Annotated in this window: 20 protein-coding genes and 1 pseudogene; 12 read left to right on the top strand and 9 right to left on the bottom strand. The window is 63.3% G+C overall.

Translation table 11 applies throughout. The features are described from left to right. Positions 1–97: 97 nt before the first annotated feature. The 8 genes from epd to RIN61_RS09530 all read left to right on the top strand — a co-directional run bounded on the left by epd (position 98) and on the right by RIN61_RS09530 (position 7,541). Positions 98–1,159, top strand: coding sequence for an erythrose-4-phosphate dehydrogenase (gene epd / locus RIN61_RS09565; protein WP_013974502.1), 1,062 nt, complete (start codon positions 98–100; stop codon positions 1,157–1,159). 12 nt (positions 1,160–1,171) lie between these two features. Next, entirely contained in the window at positions 1,172–2,335 is a 1,164-nt protein-coding gene (locus RIN61_RS09560) for a phosphoglycerate kinase (RefSeq protein ID WP_112249384.1), read from the top strand. After that, positions 2,335–2,586 (top strand): hypothetical protein, encoded by a 252-nt coding sequence (locus RIN61_RS09555; protein ID WP_112249385.1) that lies wholly within the window; start codon positions 2,335–2,337, stop codon positions 2,584–2,586. Before RIN61_RS09560 ends, RIN61_RS09555 begins: the two co-directional genes overlap by 1 nt. 160 nt (positions 2,587–2,746) lie before the next feature. Continuing rightward, complete coding sequence (locus tag RIN61_RS09550; protein ID WP_112249386.1) at positions 2,747–3,076, top strand: MliC family protein; 330 nt, start codon at positions 2,747–2,749, stop codon at positions 3,074–3,076. A gap of 100 nt (positions 3,077–3,176) precedes the next feature. Next, a complete protein-coding gene (gene fba / locus RIN61_RS09545) occupies positions 3,177–4,241 on the top strand; it encodes a class II fructose-bisphosphate aldolase (RefSeq protein WP_008093958.1) in 1,065 nt (354 codons plus the stop codon). Positions 4,242–4,565: 324 nt separating this feature from the next. Continuing rightward, on the top strand, positions 4,566–6,692 hold the full coding sequence (locus RIN61_RS09540; RefSeq protein WP_207879535.1) for a putative bifunctional diguanylate cyclase/phosphodiesterase: 2,127 nt from the start codon (positions 4,566–4,568) through the stop codon (positions 6,690–6,692). 39 nt (positions 6,693–6,731) lie between these two features. Then, positions 6,732–7,232 (top strand): M48 metallopeptidase family protein, encoded by a 501-nt coding sequence (locus RIN61_RS09535; RefSeq protein WP_112249389.1) that lies wholly within the window; start codon positions 6,732–6,734, stop codon positions 7,230–7,232. 12 nt (positions 7,233–7,244) lie between these two features. Continuing rightward, on the top strand, positions 7,245–7,541 hold the full coding sequence (locus RIN61_RS09530) for a winged helix-turn-helix domain-containing protein (RefSeq protein ID WP_003249396.1): 297 nt from the start codon (positions 7,245–7,247) through the stop codon (positions 7,539–7,541). 122 nt (positions 7,542–7,663) lie between these two features. On the opposite strand, the gene RIN61_RS09525 is transcribed toward RIN61_RS09530, so the two are convergent. Next, a complete protein-coding gene (locus RIN61_RS09525) occupies positions 7,664–8,116 on the bottom strand; it encodes a GNAT family N-acetyltransferase (RefSeq protein WP_112249390.1) in 453 nt (150 codons plus the stop codon). Between the two features lie 155 nt (positions 8,117–8,271). Here RIN61_RS09525 and RIN61_RS09520 point away from each other — a divergent pair, with 155 nt between their 5' ends. Beyond that, on the top strand, positions 8,272–9,009 hold the full coding sequence (locus RIN61_RS09520) for a substrate-binding periplasmic protein (protein WP_112249391.1): 738 nt from the start codon (positions 8,272–8,274) through the stop codon (positions 9,007–9,009). Positions 9,010–9,138: 129 nt separating this feature from the next. Here RIN61_RS09520 and yccS read toward each other — a convergent pair whose 3' ends face one another. The 8 genes and pseudogenes from yccS to RIN61_RS09485 form a co-directional block, all read right to left on the bottom strand. Continuing rightward, positions 9,139–11,322: a YccS family putative transporter gene (yccS, locus tag RIN61_RS09515; protein WP_112249392.1), complete on the bottom strand. Its 2,184-nt coding sequence runs from the start codon at positions 11,320–11,322 to the stop codon at positions 9,139–9,141. A 236-nt stretch (positions 11,323–11,558) separates the two neighbouring features. Continuing rightward, positions 11,559–12,740: a BaiN/RdsA family NAD(P)/FAD-dependent oxidoreductase gene (locus RIN61_RS09510; RefSeq protein WP_207879536.1), complete on the bottom strand. Its 1,182-nt coding sequence runs from the start codon at positions 12,738–12,740 to the stop codon at positions 11,559–11,561. A gap of 122 nt (positions 12,741–12,862) precedes the next feature. Continuing rightward, positions 12,863–14,200, bottom strand: coding sequence for an ATP-dependent RNA helicase DbpA (dbpA, locus tag RIN61_RS09505; protein ID WP_235874650.1), 1,338 nt, complete (start codon positions 14,198–14,200; stop codon positions 12,863–12,865). 112 nt (positions 14,201–14,312) lie between these two features. Then, a complete protein-coding gene (gene mdtD, locus RIN61_RS09500) occupies positions 14,313–15,740 on the bottom strand; it encodes a multidrug transporter subunit MdtD (protein WP_112249395.1) in 1,428 nt (475 codons plus the stop codon). A 127-nt stretch (positions 15,741–15,867) separates the two neighbouring features. Further along, positions 15,868–17,187, bottom strand: a complete 1,320-nt coding sequence (locus RIN61_RS09495) for a TldD/PmbA family protein (protein WP_207879538.1) — start codon at positions 17,185–17,187, stop codon at positions 15,868–15,870. Continuing rightward, positions 17,187–18,629: a TldD/PmbA family protein gene (locus RIN61_RS09490; RefSeq protein WP_207879540.1), complete on the bottom strand. Its 1,443-nt coding sequence runs from the start codon at positions 18,627–18,629 to the stop codon at positions 17,187–17,189. Before RIN61_RS09490 ends, RIN61_RS09495 begins: the two co-directional genes overlap by 1 nt. 32 nt (positions 18,630–18,661) lie before the next feature. Continuing rightward, positions 18,662–18,781, bottom strand: a pseudogene (locus tag RIN61_RS26750) (hypothetical protein); the annotation flags it as partial. Continuing rightward, on the bottom strand, positions 18,769–19,644 hold the full coding sequence (locus tag RIN61_RS09485) for a LysR family transcriptional regulator (protein ID WP_207879548.1): 876 nt from the start codon (positions 19,642–19,644) through the stop codon (positions 18,769–18,771). The gene RIN61_RS09485 and the pseudogene RIN61_RS26750, both read right to left, overlap by 13 nt. Positions 19,645–20,011: 367 nt before the next feature. On the opposite strand from RIN61_RS09485, the gene RIN61_RS09480 reads away from it, so the two are divergent. The 3 genes from RIN61_RS09480 (at position 20,012) to RIN61_RS09470 (ending at position 22,270) form a co-directional block, all read left to right on the top strand. Next, positions 20,012–20,275: a DUF3077 domain-containing protein gene (locus tag RIN61_RS09480; RefSeq protein ID WP_112249399.1), complete on the top strand. Its 264-nt coding sequence runs from the start codon at positions 20,012–20,014 to the stop codon at positions 20,273–20,275. A 112-nt stretch (positions 20,276–20,387) separates the two neighbouring features. Then, positions 20,388–21,347 carry a 2OG-Fe(II) oxygenase gene (locus RIN61_RS09475; protein WP_112249400.1) on the top strand — a complete coding sequence of 320 codons (960 nt, stop codon included), beginning with the start codon at positions 20,388–20,390 and terminating at the stop codon, positions 21,345–21,347. Positions 21,348–21,349: 2 nt separating this feature from the next. Further along, positions 21,350–22,270, top strand: coding sequence for a DMT family transporter (locus tag RIN61_RS09470; RefSeq protein WP_025340868.1), 921 nt, complete (start codon positions 21,350–21,352; stop codon positions 22,268–22,270). Positions 22,271–22,279: the final 9 nt, after the last annotated feature.

Raw genomic sequence — 22,279 nt, 5'->3', positions numbered from 1 at the left:
CAGGGTACTGCGCATGCAGCTCCTTGTAGGAGCGGCCTTGTGTCGCGATGGGCCGCAACGCGGCCCCAACAGCCATCATGCGTTAGCGAGCCAACGAATGCCCCACCTGCGTCCCTACAAAGTTGCACTCAACGGTTATGGCCGTATCGGCCGCTGTGTCCTGCGCGCGCTGTTCGAGCGGGGGGCAAAGGCCGGTTTCGAGATCGTCGCGCTGAACGACCTGGCCGACCAGGCCAGCCTGGAATACCTGACACGCTTCGACTCCACCCACGGGCGTTTCCCCGGTGAGGTGAAGGTCGATGGCGACTGTCTGCATATCAATGGCGACTGCGTGAAGGTGATGCGCAGTGCCACCCCCGAAGGCATCGACTGGGCAGCCCTGGACATCGACCTGGTGCTGGAATGCTCCGGCGCCTACCACACCCGTGCCGATGGCCAGCGGTTCCTCGACGCCGGGGCGCCGCGGGTGCTGTTCTCGCAGCCGATGGCCAGCGAGGCCGACGTCGATGCCACGGTGGTCTACGGTGTCAATCAGGCTTGCCTGACCGGCAACGAGCGCCTGGTGTCCAACGCATCGTGCACCACCAACTGCGGCGTACCGCTGCTGCGCGTGCTGGACCAGGCATTCGGCATCGAGTATGTGCAGATCACCACCATCCACTCGGCGATGAACGACCAGCCGGTGATAGACGCCTATCACCATGAAGACCTGCGCCGCACGCGTTCGGCCTTCCAGTCGGTGATCCCGGTGTCCACTGGTCTGGCACGTGGTATCGAGCGCCTGCTTCCGGAACTTGCCGGGCGAATCCAGGCCAAAGCGGTACGCGTACCAACCGTCAACGTCTCGTGTCTGGACATCACCCTGCAGACCGCCCGCGATACCAGCGCGGCCGAAGTCAACCGGGTGCTGCGCGAGGCGGCGCTGGAAGGCCCGCTGAAAGGCTTGCTGGCCTACACCGAGTTGCCCCACGCCAGCTGTGATTTCAACCATGACCCGCATTCGGCGATCGTCGATGCCAGCCAGACCCGTGTTTCCGGCCCCCGCCTGGTGAACCTGCTGGCCTGGTTCGACAACGAGTGGGGGTTCGCCAACCGTATGCTCGACGTTGCCGAACACTATCTGCACGTCGTCCACCCAACCCGCAACAAACAGCCCTGAAGGACTGCATTCATGACCGTGTTGAAGATGACCGACCTCGACCTGCAAGGTAAGCGCGTACTGATCCGCGAAGACCTCAACGTGCCTGTGAAGGACGGTGTGGTAGCCAGCGACGCGCGTATCCTGGCAGCGCTGCCGACCATCAAGCTGGCCCTGGAGAAGGGCGCGGCGGTAATGGTCTGCTCGCACCTGGGCCGCCCGACCGAGGGTGAGTTCTCTGCCGAGAACAGCCTCAAGCCGGTCGCAGACTACCTGAGCAAGGCCCTGGGCCGCGACGTGCCGCTGGTTGCCGATTACCTTGGCGGTGTCGAGGTCAAGGCTGGTGACCTGGTGCTGTTCGAGAACGTGCGCTTCAACAAGGGCGAGAAGAAGAACGCCGACGAACTGGCGCAGAAATACGCCGCCCTGTGCGACGTGTTCGTCATGGACGCTTTCGGCACTGCCCACCGTGCCGAAGGTTCTACCCATGGCGTTGCCAAGTTCGCCAAGGTCGCTGCTGCCGGCCCGCTGCTTGCTGCCGAGCTGGATGCCCTGGGCAAGGCCCTGAAGGCCCCCGCCAAGCCGATGGCGGCCATCGTTGCCGGTTCCAAGGTCTCCACCAAGCTGGACGTGCTGAACAGCCTGAGCTCGGTCTGCGACCAGCTGATCGTCGGTGGCGGCATCGCCAACACCTTCCTGGCCGCAGCCGGCCACCCAGTGGGCAAGTCGCTGTACGAGCCTGACCTGGTCGACACCGCCAAGGCCATCGCCGCCAAGGTCAGCGTGCCTCTGCCGGTCGACGTGGTGGTTGCCAAGGAGTTTGCCGAGAGCGCCGAAGCCACCGTCAAGGCCATTGCCGACGTTGCCGCCGACGACATGATCCTGGATATCGGCCCGCAAACCGCAGCCCACTTCGCCGAGCTGCTGAAGTCGTCGAAGACCATCCTGTGGAACGGCCCGGTAGGCGTGTTCGAGTTCGACCAGTTCGGAAACGGCACCAAGGTGTTGGCCAAGGCCATCGCCGACAGCGCCGCGTTCTCCATTGCCGGCGGCGGGGACACCCTGGCAGCCATCGACAAATATGGCGTTGGCGCCGATATCTCCTACATTTCTACCGGTGGTGGCGCCTTCCTCGAGTTCGTCGAGGGCAAGGTCCTGCCGGCCGTGGCGATTCTGGAAGAGCGGGCCAAGGCCTGATGACGTCGGCGCTTGGCAAAGGGAGCGGCCTGATGGTCAAGCAATTGCCTGTGATGATGCTGGCTGGCCTGCTGAGCGCATGCGCCGGCAGCCCGGCCTCGGATGCCGACCCGACGCGGTCGCCCAAGGGCGGTTGCTACCAGTCCGAGTGGCAGGCCGAGACTGTGCCGGTCATCAGCAAGCGCGTGGGCCCGGAAGGCCTGGAAAAGTACGACGAAGACCACCAGCGCAAGGCGCCAGGTTGCCCTTGATCGGGTAACAGGCAACCTGAAGGCTGATTTGTGGTCTTGAGGTAGGGGCCGCTGAGCGGCCCTTCGCGGGCTTGCCCGCTCCCACATGTGCAGCGCTTGACCTGTGGGAGCGGGCAAGCCCGCGAAGGGCTGCACAGCAGCCCCAAATCGAGGAAACTGAATGAAAGCGCTTTTGGCCGTGACGGCTCTGGCGACACTGGCAGGATGCTCGCTACTGAAGCCGGCGCAACCCGCCCCGGCTGACGAATGGACCCGTTGGGTCTGCGACACCCAGGCTGAAGTGCTGTGGCGCTTCGCCGATGCGCAGCGCGACCAGGTCGATGTGCGCCTTGGTGGCGGCGACCAGGTCTACCGGCTCAAGGCCGAGCAGGGTGCCTCGGGTGCGCTGTACAGCGATGGCATGCTGGCCTTCCATACCAAGGGCGAAGAAGGCCTGGTGTACTGGGTGGCAACCAACGATCTGATTGGGCGGGGCTGCAAGGCACCGTGACTGGCCGGGCCGCTAGGGTGGCCCACACTACTTGAACAGCAACCGCCCCTGCGGCAGGCTTGCACGAAACAAACGACGCTTGTCGGGAGAGAGATACACAATGGCACTCATTAGCATGCGCCAGATGCTGGACCACGCCGCCGAGTTCGGTTACGGCGTACCAGCTTTCAACGTCAACAACCTCGAGCAGATGCGCGCCATCATGGAAGCGGCCGACAAGACTGACTCCCCGGTGATCGTCCAGGCTTCGGCCGGTGCTCGCAAGTACGCCGGTGCGCCGTTCCTGCGTCACCTGATCCTGGCGGCCATCGAAGAATTCCCGCATATCCCGGTGTGCATGCACCAGGACCACGGCACCAGCCCCGACGTCTGCCAGCGCTCGATCCAGCTGGGCTTCAGCTCGGTGATGATGGACGGCTCGCTGGGTGAAGACGGCAAGACTCCGACCGACTACGAATACAACGTCCGCGTTACCCAGCAGACCGTTGCCATGGCACACGCCTGCGGCGTTTCGGTAGAAGGCGAGCTGGGCTGCCTGGGTTCGCTGGAAACCGGCATGGCCGGTGAAGAAGACGGTATTGGCGCCGAAGGCGTGCTGGACCACAGCCAGATGCTGACTGACCCGGAAGAGGCCGCCGACTTCGTCAAGAAGACGCAGGTCGACGCCCTGGCGATCGCCATCGGTACCAGCCACGGTGCCTACAAGTTCACCAAGCCACCAACCGGTGACGTGCTGGCCATCGACCGCATCAAGGAAATCCACAAGCGCATCCCCAATACCCACCTGGTGATGCACGGTTCGTCCTCGGTACCGCAAGAGTGGCTGGCGATCATCAACCAGTACGGCGGCGACATCAAGGAAACCTACGGTGTACCGGTCGAGGAAATCGTCGAAGGTATCAAGCACGGCGTGCGCAAGGTCAACATCGACACCGACCTGCGTCTGGCCTCCACCGGTGCCATGCGCCGCCTGATGGCGCAGAACCCGAGCGAGTTCGACCCGCGCAAGTTCTTCGGTGAAACCGTCAAGGCCATGCGTGACGTTTGTATCGCCCGTTACGAAGCCTTCGGCACCGCTGGCAATGCCTCGAAGATCAAGCCGATCTCCCTGGAAGGCATGTTCCAGCGCTACCTGAAAGGTGAGCTGGCCGCCAAGGTCAACTGATCTTCTGGCATTGATGAAAAAGCCCGCAGCGATGCGGGTTTTTTCATTTCTGGGTGTTGGAATCCTACGCCTGTGCTGGCCTCTTCGCGGGTAAACCCGCTCCCACAGGGAGCATTCAAACCCACCAGGCAGCGCAGTACCTGTGGGAGCGGGTTTACCCGCGAAGAGGCCCGGCACATATTCCCGGCAAACTGACCGTTAGTCGGCTACCGTAGAGTTGAGGCACTGATAGCGTTCTGATTGCATTGCGTGTTATCCGCTCAGGTCTAGAGTACTAGTGGATCCAACCGTATATTGAAGTCGGTCACATAACAGAGAAGCAGCATGGATGTCGCTCACCCTCAACCTCAGCCACTGGATGGCAACTCGGTTCTTCTGGTGGTAGACGATTACCCCGAAAACCTCATCAGCATGCGGGCATTGCTGGCCCGTCAGGATTGGCAGGTGTTGACGGCAAACTCCGGGATGGAAGCCTTGAGTGCGTTGCTCGAGCACGATGTCGACCTGGTTCTGCTGGATGTACAGATGCCGGAGATGGACGGCTTCGAAGTCGCCAGGCTGATGCGCGGCAGCCAGCGCACACGGCTGACCCCGATCATTTTCCTCACCGCCAACGAACAGTCCGAAGCGGCCGTGCTCAAGGGTTACGCCAGCGGCGCCGTGGACTACATGTTCAAACCGTTCGACCCGCAAATTCTAAAGCCCAAGGTTCAGGCGCTGCTCGACCAGCAGCGCAACCGGCGCATGCTGCAGCGCCTGACCCGAGAGCTGGAAGCGGCCAGGGCGTTCAACGCGTCGATTCTGGAGAACGCCGCCGAGGGCATTCTGGTGGTTGACGCCCGAGGCATCATCAGTTTTGCCAACCCGGCCATTTCCCGTTTGTTGTCAGCGCCGGTGCAACAGTTGCAGGGCGCCCATCTGCTCGACCTGGTGCAACTGGCCACTGCCTGCTCGTGGAACGAATCGGACTTCTACCAGGCCTATCTGGGGCGGCGCATCTTCCGCGTGCACGATGCCCAGCTGCGCACCCTTGGCGGCGAGCTGGTGCCGGTGGCGTTGTCGTGTGCGCCACTGCCGGCCGAACAGCAGGGCATGGTGGTCACCGTGCTGGACATGTCAGTGGTACGCAACCTGCACCAGCAGCTGGAGTACCAGGCCGTTACCGACCCGCTTACCGGCCTGCTCAACCGCCGCGGGTTCTACCAGGCCGCCGAAGGTGTGCTGCTGCGCAACGAGCGCTCGGACAAGGCGCAGGCGCTGATGTACATGGACCTGGATGGCTTCAAGCGCATCAACGACTCGCTCGGCCACGACGCGGGCGACCGGGTACTGCACTGGGTGGCCGAACAGCTCAAGGATTGCCTGGGCAGTGAGGCGCTGCTGGCGCGCATGGGCGGGGACGAGTTCACTGCACTGTTCGACAGCCTGCCTTACCCGGAGCAGGCCGGGCGCTATGCCGAGCGGTTGCTGGAACGTATTTCCATCAGCCACCAAGTGGAAGGGCTGGATGTGAGCCTTGGGGTGAGCATCGGCATTGCCACCTATCCGGATTGCGGCGCCAATGTCGAAGGCCTGTTGCGCGCGGCCGATGCGGCGATGTACGCGGCCAAGCAGGCGGGGCGCCAGCAGTATCGCTTCTACGATCAGGAGCTCAATGGCCGGGCGCGTTCGCGGCTGATGCTCGAGGACAGCGTACGCACGGCCGTGGAGCAGCAAGACTTCACGCTGGTTTACCAGCCGCAGGTCGGCTTCCACGATGGCCGCTTGCGTGGCTTCGAGGCCTTGCTGCGCTGGCAGCACCCCAGTGTCGGCGACGTACCGCCGGGGCTGTTCATCCCGTTGCTGGAAGAGGCGCGCTTGATAAACCGCCTGGCCAGCTGGATCTACCGCCAGGGCGCGGCTCAGCGTCAGGCATGGTGCCAGCGTTTCCCGGCGGACCTGGTGCTGGGTATCAGCCTGAGCCGTGCGCAGTTCGTCATGCCAAGCCTGGTCGACGAGCTGCACCGGGTCATCCAGCTTTACCAGCTGGACCCGGCGCAGCTGGAAGTGGAAGTGGCGGAAACCTCGCTGATGTACAACATCGATGCGGCGGTGAAACAGATACACCGCTTGCGCGAGCTGGGTGTACGGGTGGCGCTGGATGATTTTGGTGCCGGCGACTGTTCGTTGCGCATGTTGCGCGACCTGCCGATAGATACACTCAAGCTCGACCGCCATCTGGTGGCGCGCCTGCCTGATTCGGCGGTGGATGCAGCGCTGGTGCGCAGCGTCATCGGCCTGTGCGCCGACTACAGCATCACGGTGATCGCCGAGGGGGTGGAAACCCCGGTCCAGGCTGCCTGGCTCAAGGCCAATGGTTGTGAGTACGTGCAAGGGTTCCTGGTGGCTTACCCGATGACCGCCACCGATGCCAGCAGCTTCCCGGCGATTTTCTCCTGGCCGGGGCCATGATTGGCTAGAATCGGCATTCGATACACCGAATGCAGCACCATGACCGTATTACGATACTTGCAAGCCTACCCCCCGCACCTGCAGCAGCAGGTGCGGCAGATGATCGACAGCGACCGCCTGGGCGAGTACCTGCAGCGCCGCTATCCCGACCGCCATGACGTGCAGAACGACAAGGCGTTGTACGCCTATGCCCAGGATCTGCGCCAGCAATACCTGCGCAGCGCGCCGAACCTGGACAAGGTGCTGTTCGACAATCGTCTCGACCTGACCCATCGGGCCCTGGGCCTGAATACGGCGATATCGAGGGTGCAGGGCGGCAAGCTCAAGGCGAAGAAGGAAATCCGCATCGCCTCGCTGTTCAAGGAGGCTGCGCCGCAATTCTTGCGCATGATCGTGGTACACGAACTGGCGCACCTGCGCGAGCGTGACCACAACAAGGCGTTCTACCAGCTCTGCCAGCATATGGAGCCGGACTACCACCAACTGGAATTCGACCTGCGCGTCTACCTGACCTATCGGGAGCTGCCGGGCAACTGTTAAGGACCACGCAGCATGGAAGTGAGCAAGACCAAGAGCAGCTTCTACCGCCGCCTGTACGTGGCCTGGCTGATCGACAGCCAGACCGCGACCAGCGTGCCGGCCCTGATGGAGGCCACCGGCATGCCCCGGCGCACCGCTCAGGACACCATTGCGGCGCTGGCCGACCTGGATATCGTCTGCGAGTTCGAACAGCAGGAAGGCGCGCGCAACCACGCCGGGCACTACCGCATTCATGACTGGGGAGCGATCGACAAGCAGTGGATCATCCGGCATTTGCGGCAGATTCGCGAAGTGCTGGGCTATCCCTGAATCGAAAAGCTGACGCATTCCCTGTGGGAGCGGGCGTGCCCGCGAACACGGGCGAAGCCCGTGCCATCCACCGCAGTGCCTGATTCGCGGGCAAGCCCGCTCCCACAGGGATAGCGGTTAACTCAGCCTTTGCGCATCCCGATATGCGGAATATCGTCCTCCAGATATTCCTCGCCCACCACCTCGAACCCATGCCGGGCATAGAACCCCTGCAAATGCGCTTGCGCCGACAGGTAAACCGGCACCCCCGGCCAGCAATGCTCTGCTGCTTCCAGCCCCTTGAGCAGCAAGGTATGCCCCAGCTTCAGCTCGCGCGCCGCGGGCGCAGTCACCACCCGCCCGATCACCACATCCCCACCCTGGGATTGCGGGTCGAGCAGGCGCAGGTAGGCCACCAATTTGTCATCCTGCCAGCCCATCAGGTGCAGGGTATCGCCGGTCAGGTCCTGGCCATCGACTTCCTGGTAGGCGCAGCGTTGCTCGACCACGAACACTTCAGTGCGTAATTGCAGAATGGCGTACAGCTGGTCCTTGCTGAGATCGGTGTGGTGCTTGCAGAGCCAGTCGATGGACATTGGCGCGAACTCCTTGAGTGAGCCGTCGATCATCGCATGATGTATGTGTCACGGCCAAAATAGAGGCTAAATGACACTATTGGCCGCTGCCCTCGCCAACGGCTTTGTGTAATCTCGTCGGCAGTGTGTGCCCTCCATTGCGAAAGGACGTGAGCATGCGGCCACTGCTTTGTGTTCTGGGATTGTTGGCAATGATGCTTGCAACGCCCGCCCCGGGTCGTGAGACGCTACGCCTGGTGGCCGACAACTGGCCGCCGTTCACCGATGCCAGCATGCCGGGCGGTGGCCTGGCGACCAGTATCGTCACCGCGGCACTGGCCCGGGCCGGCTACGCCAGTGGGGTAGAAGAGGCGCCGTGGGCGCGGGCCCTGCGGGGGGTGAACGAGGGGCGTTACGACGTGTTGATCAACGCCTGGTACAACGACTCGCGCGCCAGCATCGGGCAGTTTTCCAAAGCCTACCTGGTCAACCGTATTCGCCTGCTGCAGCGCAAGGGCGAGGCGTTTAGCTACAAGCGCCAGTCTGACTTGTACCCCTACAGTATCGCTGTGGTGCGTGATTACGCCTATTCACCCGAGTTCGACCGCGACACCCGCCTGCACAAGGTGGCGGTGCGCAACTTTTCCTCTGCGGTACGCATGCTGGCGGCGGGGCGGGTGGGCCTGGCGGTGGAAGACGAGTACGTGGCCCGTTACAACTTGCAGCGCGAGCTGCCGGAAGTGCGCGATGGGGTGATGCTGGTGGAACCGCCGTTGGCAGAGAACACCCTGCATATCCTGGTCAGCCTGAAGCACCCGGAGCATGCGCGGATCGTCGAGCGGTTCGAACAGGCGATCGCGGCGATGAAGGCGGATGGCAGCTATGCGCGGCTCATGCGTCAGCATGGCTTTTGATCTTGTCGCCTGTTCTGGCCTCTTCGCGGGTGAACCCGCTCCCACAGGTATTACACAGATCTCGAAACTTGTAGGGTTCCTGTGGGAGCGGGTTTACCCGCAAAGAGGCCAGAACAGGTAACAATGCATTCAGGCCGGTGCACCTTCCTTGATCAAATGCGCGGCCAAGGTCCGCAGCGGCCCCAACTGCCGGCAGATCAACGCCAACTGCGTCTGCACCAGCCGCTGATGCTCATCCAGCTCTTCCGGCATCTGCTCCAGGGCATTGGCCAGGGCCTCTTCGGCATCACTGTGAATCGCCACCGGCAGCCGCGCGGCCAGGCCGTTGGCAATCTCGTCCAGGCTGCTGGCCAGGCTTTGCCCGGCACCTTCGATCAACTGCTCCTGCACCTCCGCCGGCAGGGCAGTGTCGCGGTGCGCGCCCAGCCCCGAGAGGTAGCTGAGCAAGGTATGCGACAAAACCAGGAAGCGGAAGCCGACGTCGGCTTCCTTCCGGAAGTGCCCCGGCTCCATCAGCATGTTGGCCAGGGTGGTGGACAGCGCCGCATCGGCGTTGTGGGCGTTGCGTCGGGCCAGGCGGTAGGCCAGGTCGTCGCGCTTGCCGTGGGCATACTGCTGCATGATCTGCCGCAGGTACACGCTGGCGCAGGCCAGGGTATTGGCCAGCGCCTTGTTCAGCCGCCGCCCCTGCCAGTCGGGGAGGAACAGGAACACCGCGAGGATGGCGATCAGGCTACCGACCAGGGTATCGAACAGGCGTGGCAGGAACAGGCCATAGCCATCGCCGATCTGGTTGAAGCAGAACAGCACCATCAGGGTGATCGCGGCCGTGGCCAAGGTGTAGCGGGTAGTACGGTTGACGAAGAACACCACCCCGGCGACCACGGCGAACAGCGACTGGATGACCGGATTGGGGAACAGGTCGAACAGTGCCCAGCCCACCGTCAGGCCGACGGCGGTACCGATTATGCGCTGTACCAGCTTGCGCCGGGTTGCACCGTAGTTGGGCTGGCACACGAACAACGTGGTCAGGATTATCCAGTAGCCCTGGGTCGGGTGGATCAGGTGCACCATGCCATAACCGATCGACAACGCCAGCGGCAGGCGCAAGGCATGGCGGAACAGCAGCGAGGTCGGTGTCAGCTGAGTACGCAGACGGCTCCATACATCCTTCAGCGAACGCGGCGAGCGGTCGAGCAGGCTGCTGTCGCTGGCATCGGCCAGGCTGTCCGGGTTGCTGGCAGCGCTGAGCAGGCGGTCCAGCGTCGCCAGGTTGACGGCCAGCGCCCGCAGCGAGCGCAGCAGGCTGCGCCAGGCCGGGTTGTTCTGCATGCGCAGGTGTTCCAGCGAGGCGTTGAGGTCTTCGAGGGCTTCGGGGTAACCGCTGGCCAGCACGAACGGCTGGCGCAGACGGATGGAGCGGGCCAGTTCCTGGCAGGAAGAACCCTGTTTACGCAGCAGGCGCTGGCAGCGGAACATCACGTCGCTGTGGAAAAAAGCCTCGGTCAGCGCGTTGTAGGGATAGTGCGAAGCGCTGACCCGTTCATGGATGTCCTGGGCCAGGAAGTACAGCTTGAGGTAGCGGCTGACCTTGGAGTTCGGCTGGCTGTTGCCCACCCGGTGCAGGATGATTTCCTTGGCCGCGTTGAGCGCCGCCACCACCCTGCCGTTCTGCTGGGCCAGTTCCAGGCGCTGGGCTTCGACGTCAAGGGTGCGGATGGGTTCGAACAGGCTGGCCTTGAGCTTGAGGTAGCTGCCTAGCTCGAAGAACAGCTTGGCCAGGCTCTGCTGCACCGGCTGGTTGGAAAACAGCGCCTGCCACAGCACCGACAGTAGCCCGTACCAGGCTGCACCGGTCACCAGCAGCAGCGGTTCGTGCCAGAAGTCGGTGACCTGGCCGCCGCGCTGGTCCACGCCGATCATGGTGTACACCGCAGTGATCAAGGTCGCTGATGCGATGGCGCCATAACGCTCGCCCAGGGCACCGAGCATGGTCAGGCCGAAGGCCGCCAAGGCCAGGGCAATGACGAATACCCATGGGTAGGGGAACAGCAGTTCGACCGCCAGCGCGGCGATGGCAAAACACACCAGGGTGACGGCCAGGGCGCTGAGGCGGCCCTGCCAGCTGTCATCGGTTTCGGCCAGTGCGCTGGCGATGATGCCGAGAAACAGCGGAATCAGCAGGGCCATTTCGTTCTGGTACCAGCACAGGGCCAGGCTGCCGGTGAGGGCGATGGTGACCCGGATGCTGTAGCTGAACTTGTCTTGACCCCACAGGCGACGCAGTGACTGACGGAACGAGCTCGATGACATGATGGCCTGCTAGGCAGTGATCAGAGGAATATCTTTCGAGGCCGTGCAATTGGGGCCGCTGTCGCGGCCCATCGCCGGCAAGCCAGCTCCCACAGGTACTGCACAAGCCTGAAGGCCTGTGGAGACCCTGTGGGAGCTGGCTTGCCGGCGATGGGCTGCACGGCAGCCCCACTGCTTTACCGGCGCTCAAGCACGGGCCAGCAAGAAGCGTTCCGTGCTGCTGAATGGATTCTACTCTACACGAACTGCGCTGCGGCGTTGGCCGATGCCCAGGCCCACTGGAAATTGAAACCGCCCAGGTGGCCGGTCACATCCAGTACCTCGCCAATGAAATACAACCCGGGGCTCTTCAGCGATTCCATGGTCTTGGACGACACCTCGCGGGTATCCACGCCGCCAAGGGTCACTTCGGCAGTGCGGTAACCCTCGGTGCCGGCCGGTACAACCTGCCAGTTCGACAGTTTCTCGGCGATCTGTGACAGTTCCGCCGGGGTGTACTGCTTCATCGGTCTGGACTCGAACCACTGCTCCGCCAACAGGTTGGCCAGCTTGCGGGTAAACACTTCGCCCAGCACTGTCTTCAGTTCGGCGTTGGCGCGCTCGGCCTGCATCTGTTGCAGCCAGGTCAGCGCATCACGGTCAGGCAACAGATTGATCTCGACGGTGTCACCGGCTTCCCAGAACGAGGAGATCTGCAAAATCGCCGGGCCGCTGAGGCCGCGGTGGGTAAACAGCAGGTTCTCGCGGAAGCTGGTGCCGTTGCAGCTGGCGGTGCAATCCAGCGAGGTGCCCGAAAGCTCGGTGCACAGTGCCTTCAGTTGGGGCTCGGTGATGGTGAACGGCACCAGCCCGGCGCGTGTTGGCAGCAGGGTGTGGCCAAACTGGCGGGCCACCTGGTAGCCGAAGCCGGTGGCACCCAGGGTCGGGATCGACAGGCCGCCGGTGGCGATCACCAGCGATTGGCAGGTGAACTGGCCGCCGCTGGTCTGCAGCAGATAGCCGCCTTCGGTCTTCTCGATCTGCTCGATGCTGGTGTGCATGCGGATCTCCGCGCCGGCCTCATCGCATTCGGCCAGCAGCATGTCGAGTATGTCACTGGCCTTGTTGTCGCAGAACAGCTGGCCGAGCTTCTTCTCGTGGTATGCCACGCCATGCTTGCATACCAACTCGATGAAGTCCCATTGGGTGTAGCGGGCCAGGGCCGACTTGCAGAAGTGTGCGTTCTGCGAGAGGAAGTTGCCCGGCTCGGTATACATGTTGGTGAAGTTGCAGCGGCCGCCGCCGGACATGAGGATCTTCTTGCCCGGTTTGTTGGCGTGGTCGAGCACCAATACCCGGCGGCCACGGCGGGCGCTGAGCTGGGCGCACATCAGGCCGGCGGCGCCGGCGCCGAGGATGATCACGTCGGTGGAGTGCACGGTGTAAACCTTATAAGAAAGAAACACAGAACCCTGTGGGAGCGGGTTCACCTGCGAAGGCGGCAGTGAGCCCACTATCGCATTCGCGGGTAAACCCGCTCCCACAGGGACCTTGCATGGCTTTAGATAATGCGGACTTTCAGGGAGCGGCCCTTGATCTTGCCGCTGTTCAGCCGCTGCATGGCCTGCTTGGCCAGCGCCCGCTCGACGGCCACGAACGCCTGGAAGTCGAAGATCGCAATCTTGCCCACCTGCTTGCCCGGGATCCCGGCATCACCGGTCAGCGCCCCGAGGATGTCGCCCGGGCGCAGCTTGTCCTTGCGCCCGGCAGCGATGCACAGGGTACTCATCACCGGCAGCAGCGGCTCGCCACCTTTGCTCTTCAAGCTGTCCAGCTGGTCCCAGCGCAATGGGCTCTTCTGCAGTTGTTCGATGGCCTGGGCACGGTGGCCTTCGGCTGGCGCCACCAGGCTGACCGCAATGCCTTTCTCCCCGGCACGGCCGGTGCGGCCCACACGGTGCACATGAATTTCCGCATCACGTGCCAGCTCGACGTTGATGACCATGTCCAGGCCATCGATGTCCAGGCCGCGCGCCGCCACGTCGGTGGCTACCAGCACCGAGCTGCTGCGGTTGGCGAACATGGTCAGCACCTGGTCGCGGTCGCGCTGCTCCAGATCGCCGTGCAGGGCCTGGGCAACAATGCCCTTGGCGGTCAGGTGGGCGACCACATCCTCGCACTGCTGCTTGGTGAAGCAGAACGCCACGCAGGACTGCGGGCGGTAGTGGCCGAGCACGCGGGTGACGGCCTCGAGACGCTGTTGCGGGTCGATCTCGATGAAGCGCTGCTCGATCTGGTTGTCGGCATGCAGGCTCTCGACCTTGACCTGTTGCGGGTTGCGCATGAAGTCGGCGGCCAGTTGCTTGATGCCGGCCGGGTAGGTGGCCGAAAACAGCAGGGTCTGGCGGCGCGACGGGGTCTTGCCGATGATGCTGGCGATGGCATCGAAGAAGCCCATGTCGAGCATGCGGTCTGCTTCGTCCAGCACCAGGGTGTTCAGCCCGTCGAGCACCAGGGTGCCCTTGTCCAGGTGCTGCTGGATGCGCCCCGGGGTGCCGACGATGATGTGCGCGCCGTGCTCCAGCGAAGCGATCTGTGGGCCCAGCGAAACGCCGCCGCACAGGGTCAGGATCTTGATGTTGTCCTCGGCGCGGGCCAGGCGGCGCAGCTCCTTGGCCACTTGGTCGGCGAGCTCGCGGGTGGGGCAGAGCACCAGCGCCTGGCAGCCGAAGTAGCGTGGGTTGATCGGGTTGAGCAGGCCGATGCCGAAGGCGGCGGTCTTGCCGCTGCCGGTCTTGGCCTGGGCGATCAGGTCCTGCCCCTTGAGGATGACCGGCAGGCTCTGGGCCTGGATCGGCGTCATCGAGGCATAGCCGAGGGCGTCCAGGTTGGCCAGCATGGCAGTGGACAGCGGCAAGGTGGCAAAGGCGGTGGATTCGGTGGTCACGAGGCGGGCCTGCGGTGCGAAGCGAAAAATGCCGCACAGTCTACCAGCCTCGTGGCCATTCGCCCTACGACTCCATGTGTTGTTCCGGACGACGGGCACGCCTTCCGTCTGTCGGTGACAGCTGCAGGAAGATCGCCGCGGCCAGCATGGCCATCACACCGATGGTGACGAAGGTCAGCTGGAATGCGCCCAAGGTGGTTTCCACGCCGTCGGCGCTGCCGGCTGCGGTAAAGCCGCCGAGCAATGCACCCGCACACGCCACGCCCAGGCTCAGGGCCAGCTGCGCGACCACTGATAGCAGGCTGTTGCCGCTGCTGGCGCTGGCGTCGTCGAGGTCGATCAGAGTCACCGTGTTCATCGCGGTGAACTGCATGGAGTTCACCGCGCCCAGTAGACCGAGTTGTACCAGCAACAGCCAATAGGGCGTCTGCTCGTCCACCAGCCCCAGGCTGGCCAGCAGAAGGCCCAGCAGCAGGGTGTTGCCGGTGAGGATGATGCGGTAGCCAAAGCGTTCGATCAGCGGCCGGGCAATGGACTTGGCCAGCATCGCCGCAGCCGCCAGCGGGATCATGCTCATGCCGGCCTGGGCCGGCGAGTAGCCCAGCGCCACTTGCAGCAGCAACGGCACCAGGAACGGCAAGGCGCCGCTACCCAGGCGGGCGAACAGGTTGCCGAGAATACCGATGGCAAAGGTGCGTACGCGGAACAGGCTGGGCGAGAACAGCGGCTCTGGGTCGCGCCCGGCGCGCAGCCAGTAGGCCGCCAGGCAGGCCATGCCGGCGAACAGCAGCAACATCACCCGCAAGTGCGGCAGGTGCAGTTCGCCCAGGCCTTCCATGGCGATGGTGATCAATACCATCGCTGCACCAAACAGCAGGAACCCGGGGCCATCGAACGTGGTGCGCTCGGCACCACGCAGGTCGGGGATGAACTTCCACACGGCGTAGCAGCCGATCAGGCCGACCGGCAGGTTGAGCAGGAAGATCCAGTGCCAGCTCAGAATCTCCACCAGCCAGCCGCCAACCGTAGGGCCCAGTAGTGGCCCGAGCAGGCCGGGGATGGTGATGAAGCTCATGATGCGCACCAGCTCGGTGCGCGGGTAGGCACGCAGGACCACCAGCCGCCCGACCGGCAGCATCAACGCCCCACCCAGGCCCTGTACGACGCGGGCGAAGATCAGGAAACCGAGGCTGTTGGCGGCGGCGCACAGCAGCGAGCCGAAGCTGAACAGCAGGATGGCGCTGAAGAAGATGCGCTTGGTGCCGAAGCGGTCGGCGATCCAGCCCGAGGCGGGGATCAGCAGGGCCACGGTGAGCATGTAGGCAATGATCACGCCCTGCATGCGCAGCGGGTCTTCGGCCAGCGAGCGGGCCATGGCCGGCAGCGCAGTGTTGAGGATGGTGCCGTCAAGGGACTGCATGAAGAAGGCGATGGCCACCACCCAGGGGATCCAGCGGGCGGTGACGGGGTCCAGCGGGGTGCGTTCGGGCATGACTTCCTCGTTTGTCTGTACCGGCCTCTTCGCGGGTGAACCCGCTCCCACAGGGATGTCACCACATTCAAGGGCAGTGGAGATCCTGTGGGAGCGGCTTTAGCCGCGAAAGGGCCGGCGAGTCCAATCACAATGTCAGGGTCAACCCTTTGACCAGTGCCCCCGGCAAATGACTCGACCCGGTACTGCGCTGTCCATAGGTACTGGTCGACAGAATCATCTCGCGCTCCTGGGTCAGGTCTTCCAGCTGGCTGCCGAGCAAACTGTACAGGCTGTCATCGAAGCGCATGGTGCTCACCGGGCCCTGGATCTGCCCATCCTCCACCCAGAAGGTGGCGAAGCGGGTCAGCCCGGTCATGCGTGCTGCCGGCAGGTCGGAATAGTTCAGGTACCACAGGTTGCTGATGTACAGCCCGGTACCAAGACGCTCCAGGATTTGCTCGCTGGGCAGGCTACCTGCTGCCAGGCTGAGCGCACACGGCGACTCGTAACTATCGGCGCCATTGGCCAGCAACTCGAACTCGGCCGCACTGCGCGCACTGATCAATCGCTGCCGGGCCTCGCCTTGCTGGATCAACGGCACATCCAGGCGCGGCGAGCCTTCATCGGAAAACGCCGGGCTCAGCGAGCCGCTGACCTGTTCGGTGAAACTCACCAGCGGGCTCAGCCGCGCATCGCCGTTGTACAGGCGCTGCAGGGCGCTGTTGCCAGTGGCCAGGGCCTGTGCGGAAAACCCGCCCCAGCACAGCATGCCGGCTATTTCGTCCATGGCCGCCGGGGCCAGGTAGGCACGGTAGCTGCCAGGTTTCAGCGTGACGGCAGGGCGGCCAAGGAAACCCAGCTGTTCCCGCGCCTGGCGCAGGCGTGCGGTGAAGTCGTCGGCGCTCCACACTTGCCCGGCATAATTGGCCTTCACCGCCTCGCCGTTTTCGTGGAACAGGCTCCAGTCGAAGTTGAAGCTGTTGGCCTGGTGCCAGCCGAAGGCCCCGAACGAGCTGGCGAAGCCCCGGCAGATGGGGCCGGCGGCGTAGATGCCGACAAGGTCCAGGTCGCCGGCTTCGCGCTCGAGCAAGGTCAGCACATCGCTCAGTTCGGGCAGCGGCTGCTCCTGCTGGCTGTGGCTGTGCCAGGCGCTTTCGTCCAGGCGCAGGTACGGATCGACCGCCAGCAGTGGCAAGGTCTGGCGCAGTTGCTCCAGGGCCGTGACCAGGCGCTGGCTATCCAGTTGCGTGTCACCACTCAAGGTCACCTGTTGCTCTGCCTGGCGGCCATCGCGGATCAGCCGCAGTTGCGCGCCGGCCTGGTTCACGGTGCCGGCCTGGCGCACCTTGGCATGGTTGAAACGCACGAATTGCGACTGTTCGGCGCTATAGCCGAGGGTGAACTGTTCGCCCGTCTGCAGGGCTTTGCGTACATCCCCGACCAGGGTTTCGAAAGCGTGTTTCATCAGGCGTCTCCTCCGAATACGTCGATCTGGCGGAACACGCAGGCCGGCGAGGCGTGGCCGACCCGCACCACCTGGTTGGGTTCGCCCTTGCCGCAGTTGGGCGTGCCCAGCACCTGGAAGGTACTGCTGTCGCCGACCGCCGCCAGGTTGCGCCAGAACTGCGCGGAGATGCCGCGGTAGTTGGGGTTCTTGACGATGCCCTTGAGCTCGCCGTTTTCGATCAACTGCCCCCATTCACAGCCGAACTGGAACTTGTTGCGCGCATCGTCGATGGACCAGGAACGGTTGGTGCGCATCAGGATGCCGTGCTCGATGCCCTTCACCAGCTGATCCAGGCTCTGGTCGCCCAGCTCGATGTTGAGGTTGGCCATGCGGTCGATCGGCGCGCGGTTCCAGCCGCAGGCACGGCTGTTGGCCACACCGTCCAGGCCGGAGCGGAACTGCGACAGCGCACCCCCCAGCGGTCGCAGCAGCAGGCCATCGCGGATCAGGAACTGCTTGCTGGCCGGGGTGCCGTCATCATCGAAGCTGTAGCTGGCCAACTCTTCGCCGATGGTCGGGTCGAAGGTCACGTTGAGCAGCGCGGAGCCGTACTGCAGGTGGCCAAAGTCACCGGCCTTGACGAAGCTGGTGCCGGCGTAGTTGCGCTCGTCGCCGAGAATGCGGTCCATCTCCAGCGGGTGGCCGATGGATTCGTGAATCTGCAGCATCATCTGGTCCGGCATCAACAGCAGGTCGCGCGGGCCGCTGGGGGTGTTCGGCGCCAGCAGCAGCTGCAGCGCCTCGTCAGCCACTCGGCGGGCAGCGCCGACCAGGCCGCAGCGCTCGATGATCTCGAAGCCGCCCTGCTGGCCGAAGTTGTCGCGGCCCAGGCTTCGGCTCTGGCTGTCCTGCCCATCGCTGGCGGTCACGCCCAGGCCCGGGAACAGGAAGCGCTGGGCGTGGCGCAGCTCGGCGCCGGCCGAGTTCAGGTAGGTCTGCTCGACCAGGCTCAGGCCCAGGCTGGCCTGCCAGTCCACAAGGCGGCTGTCCTTGGGCACGCTGGCCGATTCGGCAGCGAGCAGGCCAAGGCAGTCGGCGAGGTTGGGCACGGGTTGGTCGAAGTTGGGCGAAATGTGGTCGTGGCGTGCGCTGGTCACCGGTTGCTCGCGCAGGTCCAGCAGGTTGTACCGGGCGATCTGCCGGGCCAGTGCCTCGGCGTGCTCCAGGGCACGCTGCAGGCCGGCCTGGGACAGGTCGGCGGTGGCGGCATAGGCTTCCACGCCATTCACCCGCACGGTGAGCATGGCGCCCTCGTCCTGGCTGAAGAAGGGTGGTTCCGCGACGTTGCGGCGAACCGACAGCGCCTGGTGCGACTGTTTCACATGGCGCAGGGAAAACAACTCGGCCGTACTGCGCAGCGCGGCAAAGCGCTGGCGCAGCAGGGCGCTGGTATCGAACATGTGGAAGCCTCCGTGTACACGGTGGCTCCCCCTTAGAACCACTCGTCCTGCATGGTGAGGCAAGTGTCGTCGCGCGCCTCGAGCAATGCCAGCTCATTATGGCAGCCAGGTACTTCCCAGGTCAGGAAATAAAGTGCGGTCAGCAAGGGCCCGGTGTTGCAGGTCCATCCTTGCGGATGGTGGCCTTCAACATTTCGTTCAGATGCGACGCAACATGGTGAGTGGTGTCCGTGAGCAGGTAGACGTGATGCTCGGCGAGCGCGGGGAAGCCCATGCCTTCCACGTACGCAAGTGATGTATCACCACTGTCCAGCCCCTCGACAATACCGACTGCCAGGCCGCTCCTCATGCAGGCTAGTACCGCATGCCAGTTGGCGCTTTCCAGCAGGATGCGGTACGCAATGCCATGCGTCTTCAATGCCTGCAATGCCGCCTCTCGGTACGGGCAGCCCTTCAACTGCAGGGCCAGTGGCAAAGGAAGGTCAGGGTCGTGGTGGAACCCTGGGGCTGCGGCCCAACGAGGCCTGGTCGAGCGAAGCCACTCCCCTTGTTCCCATACTTCGCTGCTGACCGCCACTGCCAAGTCCAGGCGCTGTCGTGCAAAAAGGTCGACGAGCTCTGCGCTGGACCGCGCTATGGCCTCCAGTTCCAGCTTCGGATTACTGGCTACGAAAACTGGCAGGAAATCGCTCATGAGGCTGGCTGCATATCCGTCTGGTACCCCAAGGCGGACCTTGCCGGTCATCTGCTGGGGCGACAACGTAGCCAGCAGCCTGTCATGGGCCATCAGAAAACGTGTCGCCTCAACCAGCAGGTGTCGACCCGCCGGGGTCAGTTCTACGGACTGGTTGCTGCGAGCAAACAGCTGTTGCCCGATCTGTTCCTCCAGCTTCTGTATTTGCGTCGTCACCGCCGACGGGCTGCGATGGACATAGTCGGCGGCATCCTTGAAGCGGCCCAGCCGGGCTACTGCCTGGAAGGTTCTGAGTACGTTGATGTCGAGGCCTTTCCCCATTGAACCACCTGATTTAGCCGGATCGAACCAGCGCTTCGATTTAATCAACTGTACAGGCTTTATACCCCCTCTTACTGTGTGGTTGCAGCACGGTTGTCACTCGGAAGTGCAATGGAATGATACGAATGAGCATCAGGTCATGCAGGAGTCGGCATTGATTCAGGTGCAGATGCCTAATGAGTTTCGGACTTTGCACTGAGGTTTGAGTGATGTGTTGTCTGGGTGGGCCTCTTCGCGGGTAAACCCGCTCCTACAACGGTCATCACATGCCATGGCCTGCAGTGGCCTTTGGAGCGGGCTTGTCGAGGCGTCGAACCGCCGCGAAAGGGCCCACCCAGGCAATTGAGAATTATCAGGGGATTGAACAATGACAACAGAAGACACCCAGTTCACCGTTGGCAAGACCACCTTCTACCAGGGTGAGAACGGCACCCATCCATTGTTCCGTATCGAGGCGGGCATCCCATGTAGGGACGCCCGCGAGCAGTCTTCGGAGTTGATGGGCTATGTGCGCGAATTGACCATCACCGGGCTGATGGACGAGAAACCGATGATGATCTGGGCTGCACATTATCTGGGTGCGATGGCCAAAGCGCTGATGGATGATGCTGAGTTGGGGATGAAGCAGTGAGGGATTGTTTTCAGGTCGCTGAAGTCTCCCAGGAATCCGCCAGCGGGGACGGCTCGGTGCGCTATCAAGTCGCGAGTACCTTCAGTAGCGGCTCCACAGGGACAGACGCATCATGAACCACTCCAACACCTTATCCCTGTTCGAGCGCGGCGTAGGCCGCGTGAAGCTGGCGCTCAAGTCAACGTTGAAGCGCACGCCGCGAGCTTCGTCGATCTGCCTGGGCGAGCAGGTTGCCTGGCGGGATGATCTGCTTCGACGACAAGGGCCCACCGTCACGGACACCCGAACGCTGGGGGAACTGGGTTATAGCCAAAGCCCACACTCGAAAGTTGCGGTAGATGCCATCACGGGGGTCGCTGTCGTCCATCGGTTGTTCACGCTCGAGGGCGTCGCGGCCTTGCAAGACATCTGCGCCCGCCTGGAGGAAGGGGCGGGCGACAGCGACTGGATCATTTCCCGGCGCACACGAGGGGTGACGGGGCTGTCGTCGTTCATCAACGACATGATGTGCAGTCGCTCATTCCTGCTGGCCATCTCGCGCATCGCTGGCGTGCCGCTCGTGCCTTACCCCATGCTCAATGCCCGCTCGCAGATCAACTACTACTACCCCAAGCCTGTCGAGCAACAGCAGCAACTGGGTATTTGGCATACGGACGGCACCAATTATGTGCTGAACATCGTGCTGTCGGGGCCGGCCGATTACAGCGGTGGCGAGTTCCTGTTCCACAACGGTACTGTCGATACCTTTGATGCTCTGGATTACCGCACCTTCGAAACCGCACGCCTGGACGAGCCCGGCGATGCCTTGTTCATCTATGGCAGCCGCCTGTTCCACGGCGTTCGCCCGGTGCTCAGCGGGCGGCGCATGTCACTGGTGTTGTCCTTCCATTGCCCTTACTTCGGTGACGACTCCAACCGCTTCTGGCACCTAGCCTCCGACGACGGCATTCCCGCGACCATCCCCAACTGGTTGGGGTTGCGCTGGGCCCTGCACCGATCAGCTGCTCGACAATACGCACGTATAGGCATCCAGCCGATTACGTTCGAGGAATTGCATCACATAGGGGCGTGAATATGCCAAGCAGTGCGCCATACCTGATCCTGCTGCAAGTCATTTTTGTCCTTTCCTGGAGTTCGGGCTTCATTGGCGCCCGGCTGGGCACGGAGGACGCTGGTGCAATAAACCTGCTGTTCTGGCGCTTTTTGCTGGTCTGCATCTGCCTGTTGCCCTTTGTCTTGCACCGACTGCGTGTACTGTCGTGGGCGCAGATACGTTACAACGCCGTGATCGGTTTTCTGGCCCAGTTTGCCTACCTGGTCAGCGTTTACATCGCCATCCGCGGCGGCCTGCCGGCGGGTATTGCTGCCATCATTTGCGCCTTGCAGCCATTGATCACGGCATCGATGAGCAGCAGGGACCACGGTGAACGCAGTGGCCGGCAGGAGTGGCTGGGGCTTGTGCTTGGGTTTGCGGGCGTCAGCGTAGTCATTCTGGGTGAGTACAGCCTGTCGACAGCCCGGCTTGAATTCTGGCTGTACGCTCTGCCGCTGATCGCTGCCATCACGCTGTCCATCGCCACGCTTTACCAGCGACGGCAATCGGTTCTGGAGACAGACCACAGCAAGGACGGTTTGCTGATGCCACTGTTTCTGCAATCGACCGCGACGCTGGTGTTGCTCACCGCTACAGGCTTGCCGTTGGGCTTGATCGAAGTGCCTGCCAGCACCCAGGCCTGGGTGGCTGTCGCCTGGCTGACACTGTTCTCAACGTTCATCGCCTATTTGAGCCTGTGGATATTGCTGACCAAGCTGACCGCGACCCGCGTGTCGGCGCTGGTTTATCTGGAACCGCCAGTGACATTGTTATGGGCTGCGTTGATGTTCGGCGACGCGATTCATTGGACAGCCTACCTGGGCATTGCGGTAGTCGCTGCAGGAATCGCTATTGCTCGCAACCCCCGCAGCTCGGCATCGCCCGCCAAGTGTACTCAGTGATTCACTTCA

The sequence above is a fragment of the Pseudomonas inefficax genome (assembly GCF_032164165.1).
Lineage (GTDB): Bacteria > Pseudomonadota > Gammaproteobacteria > Pseudomonadales > Pseudomonadaceae > Aquipseudomonas > Aquipseudomonas inefficax.
The sequence above is the reverse complement of the archived record's forward strand: the minus strand, read 5'-3'. Positions and strand labels throughout refer to the sequence as shown.